A 3,777-nucleotide genomic window follows, 5' to 3' on the forward strand; every position below is an offset into this window, starting at 1 on the left:
GCCCTGATGGAGCAGTTGTACGTGCCAGTGATGGCACTGATCGCCAGCCTGATTGCACGAGGAGCCGCCATTGAATTCCGCCATGCCGCGGGCCGCCGCCGCGGCTGGGACATCGTCTTCGGCATCGGCAGCCTCGGCGCCGCCGCCTGCCAGGGTGTGATCCTGGGCCGCGTCATCACCGGCCTGGAGCCGGGAGGACTGTCCTTCGGCTTCACCGCCCTGTGCGCGCTGGGCGTGATTGCGGGCTATGCGCTGCTGGGCGCCACTTACCTGATCAAGAAGACGCATGATGAACTGGTCGTGGCTTCGCGCCGCCATACCGTCATCAGCCTGTTGCTGGCTTTTGGCGCGGCGACGGTGCTGACGGCGATGTCGATGCAGTTCCCGGAAATCGGCCATGACCGCTGGATGCRGCCGGGCGTGTTCCCGCTGCTGGCGGCGCTGGCCGGACTGGCCGCTTTCGCCGGTGCCTATGTGCTGTATTCCCTGCACATTCAATCCAGCCAGGGACCGTTCCGCGGCGCCATCCTGCTGTTCCTGGCCTCCTTCCTGGGCCTGGGCGTGAGCATTTTCCCCGACCTGGTGCCGGGCAAGCTCTCGCTGGCGCAGGCGGCGTCGGACAGCGCCACGATGGCCTTCATGCTGTGCGGGATCGCTGTTGTGTTCCCGGTCATGATCGGCTATAACTTGTACCAATACCACGTGTTCCGCGGGCGCGTGGACCTGAGTCACTAAGGAGATCCCATGATCGTCCGTCCCCAGGCTAACTGGTTCCGCATGCTGCTGATATGGCATGGCTCCGTTTTGCCAATGGTCCTGCCGCAACTGGCGATCATGCTGGTCATCAGCCTGGTCGCCGTGTATGGGAACGGACGCTTCTTCGGCGAGCATCTGCACCTCGACACGGCGCCCTTCTCCCTGCTGGGCGTCAGCCTGGCTATTTTCCTCGCCTTCCGCAACAACGCCAGCTACCAGCGCTATGTGGAAGCGCGCCAGCTGTGGGGCAATGTGCTGATCGCGGCGCGCGCCCTGACGTCGCAGACGCTGGTCTACCTGCCGGAGGGCCGAATCGACCGCGTCCGCTTTTCGCATCGCCTGATCGCCTTTGTGCATCTGCTGCGCCATCAGCTGCGCCGCACCGATCCCAAGCCGGACCTGGAGCGCTTGCTGCCGCCCGAAGAAGCCGCGGCGCTTGCGCTGCGTGCCTACCGTCCGATATGCGTGCTGAATGAACTGCGCCGCGAGCTGCATGACGCGGCCGATCCGCAAACCATGTGGATGCTGGATGCACAGATCAACCGCCTGGCCGAAGCCGTCGGCGGCTGCGAGCGTATTGCCAGCACCCCCATCCCCTATCCTTACAATGTGCTGCTGCACCGGACCATTTACGCCTACTGTTTCCTGCTGCCGTTTGGCCTGATGCACGCGATCAGCACGGCTACCCCGCTGATCTCGGTGCTGGTGGCTTACACGCTGTTCGCGCTGGAAGCCATCGCCCAGGAAATCGGCGAACCTTTCGGCAATGCGCCAAACTGCCTGGCGCTGGACGCCATGAGCCGGACCATTGAACGTTCGGTGCTGGAATTGTGCGGCCTGCCGATGCCGGACGAGGTCCCCGTCGGCAAGGACTTCAGGATCGATTAGTGCTGCGAAGTTTTGTCGTATCATGCAGCCATGACTGAGAGCAGGCCACGATACGATTTGATCAGCTGTCACGACTGCGGCGTGCYGCATCGGCGGCGCCCCGTACGTCCGCGCGAAAAGGCGCGCTGCGTGCGCTGCCGCTCGGTGCTCTATCGCGGCATTTATTCGGACGCCGGCCGCATGGCGGCCATCACGCTGGCTGCGTTGATCGTCTATCTGATGGCCCAGCTATTCCCCATCGTCGAGCTGGAGGTCAACGGCAACGCTTCGCGCGCCACGCTGCTGGGCGCCATCCTCGTGCTGTGGCAGGAGCATATGCCGCTGGTGGCGACGGCGGTGTTCCTGTTCACCATCCTGTTGCCGGCCATCGAGCTGCTGTCGCTGCTGCACGTGACCCTGGCGCTGGCCGGCGGCCACAAGCCTCGCTTATTCAATCCCCTGCTGCACGCCGTTCATCTGACACGGCGCTGGGGCATGACCGAGGTGCTGATGATCGGCATCCTCATCACCATCGTCAAGATGACCAGCCTGGCCGAGGTGGTACTGGAGCCCGGCCTGTTTGCCTTTGGCGCGTTGACCATCATGCTGGCGATTGTGGTGTCCTTCGATCCGAAAACACTGTGGAATCTGGGCGATGCCCTGTCGCCGCAGCCCTCGCATACGCCAACGGTGCCGCACGAAGCCCTGTCCTGCCATGTTTGCGGCCTGGTGTCGGCGCCGCATAAACGCTGCCCGCGCTGCCACGCACGCCTGCATCGCCGCCATCCGGACAGCATCGGCCGCACCTGGGCTTATCTGATCGCCGCCGCCATCCTGTACATCCCCGCCAACGTGCTGCCGGTGATGTACACCCACTCCCTGTTCGGACGGGAAGACGACACCATTATCAGCGGCGTGCTCTTTTTCTGGAACAGCGGCTCGCCCGGTCTGGCGGCGATCATCTTCATTGCCAGCATCATGGTGCCCGTGCTGAAGCTGGCCGCCCTGTCGCTGCTGGCGTGGACGGCGCAACGCCGCTCGCCCTGGCGGCCGATGCAGCGCACCCGCCTCTACCGCCTGGTGGAGTTCGTGGGCCGCTGGTCCATGCTCGACATCTTCGTCATCACGCTGACGGTGGCGCTGGTGCGCTTCCAGTCGCTGGCCACCATCACCGCCGGGCCGGGCGCAGTGGCTTTCTGCGGCGTGGTGATACTGACCATGGTCGCTTCCATGCAATTCGACCCGCGCCTGATCTGGGACCCGCTCCCACCGAATGGAGAACAACATGTCTGAGAACGACGGCCAGCCGCCCAACACGGCTGGCGCCCCGCTGCCCGAACCCAGGGTCGACAAGGCCGGCCGCTGGCTGCCTTCCCTGGTCTGGCTGGTGCCCCTGATTGCGGCGCTGATCGGGATCACGCTGGTGGCCAGGTCCTATCTGGACCAGGGTCCGACGGTGGTGGTCAGCTTCCGCAGCGGCGAGGGCCTGGAGGCCGGCAAGACCAAGGTGAAATACAAGGATGTGGAAATCGGCCTGGTACGCGCGATCTCCCTGTCGACGGACTTGAGCAAGGTGCTGGTAACCATCGACATGAACAAGGATGCACGACGCTTCACGGCGGCCGATACGCGCTTCTGGGTGGTGAAGCCGCGCATTGGCGTCAGCGGTGTGTCCGGACTCGGGACCCTGCTATCCGGCGCCTATATCGGCGTCGATGCCGGCAAATCGCAGGACACCAGCCACGAATTCACAGGTCTGGAGAAAGTGCCGCAAGTGGCGGGCGACCAGAAAGGCACGCAATACACCTTGCACAGCGAGACACTGGGCTCGATCGATGCCGGCTCGCCCATCTACTACCGCCGCATCACGGTCGGCCAAGTGATCGGCTACGACCTGGAGAACCATGGCCAGGGCGTGGCAATCAAGGTCTTCGTCAATGCACCTTACGACCAGTACGTCGGCAAGAATACGCGCTGGTGGCACGCGAGCGGCGTCGATCTGCGGCTTGATTCCAACGGCTTCAAGCTGAACACGCAATCGGTGGCGGCTCTGCTGATTGGCGGCATCGCCTTCGAATCGCTCAGCGGACGGCAACCGGATGCCCTGGCGCAGGCCGGCAGCGACTTCCCGCTGGCCTCCGATCAGGCCAAGGC

Annotated in this window: 4 protein-coding genes; all 4 read left to right on the forward strand. The window is 64.3% G+C overall.

Going from position 1 to position 3,777, the window contains the following annotated elements:
- On the forward strand, nucleotides 1-735 hold a 735-nt coding region (locus tag AB4Z11_RS26265; RefSeq protein WP_442028785.1), incomplete at its 5' end, for a cytochrome d ubiquinol oxidase subunit II.
- A 9-nt stretch (nucleotides 736-744) separates the two neighbouring features.
- The gene (locus AB4Z11_RS26270) at nucleotides 745-1,644 is read left to right on the forward strand and encodes a bestrophin family protein (RefSeq protein WP_442028786.1); all 900 of its coding nucleotides are present in this window, start codon (nucleotides 745-747) and stop codon (nucleotides 1,642-1,644) included.
- 30 nt (nucleotides 1,645-1,674) lie between these two features.
- Nucleotides 1,675-2,916, forward strand: a complete 1,242-nt coding sequence (locus AB4Z11_RS26275) for a paraquat-inducible protein A (protein ID WP_442028787.1) — start codon at nucleotides 1,675-1,677, stop codon at nucleotides 2,914-2,916.
- A partial coding sequence (locus tag AB4Z11_RS26280; RefSeq protein ID WP_442028788.1) for a PqiB family protein occupies nucleotides 2,909-3,777 on the forward strand: 869 nt, incomplete at its 3' end. The genes AB4Z11_RS26275 and AB4Z11_RS26280, both read left to right, overlap by 8 nt.

The organism is Pseudoduganella sp. RAF53_2, assembly GCF_052113985.1.
In the GTDB taxonomy this organism is placed as follows: domain Bacteria; phylum Pseudomonadota; class Gammaproteobacteria; order Burkholderiales; family Burkholderiaceae_D; genus Rugamonas.

Bases quoted from the DNA above. Each gene is read 5' to 3' on its own strand.
- AB4Z11_RS26270 (WP_442028786.1), top strand. From the start codon at position 745: ATGATCGTCCGTCCCCAGGCTAACTGGTTCCGCATGCTGCTGATATGG.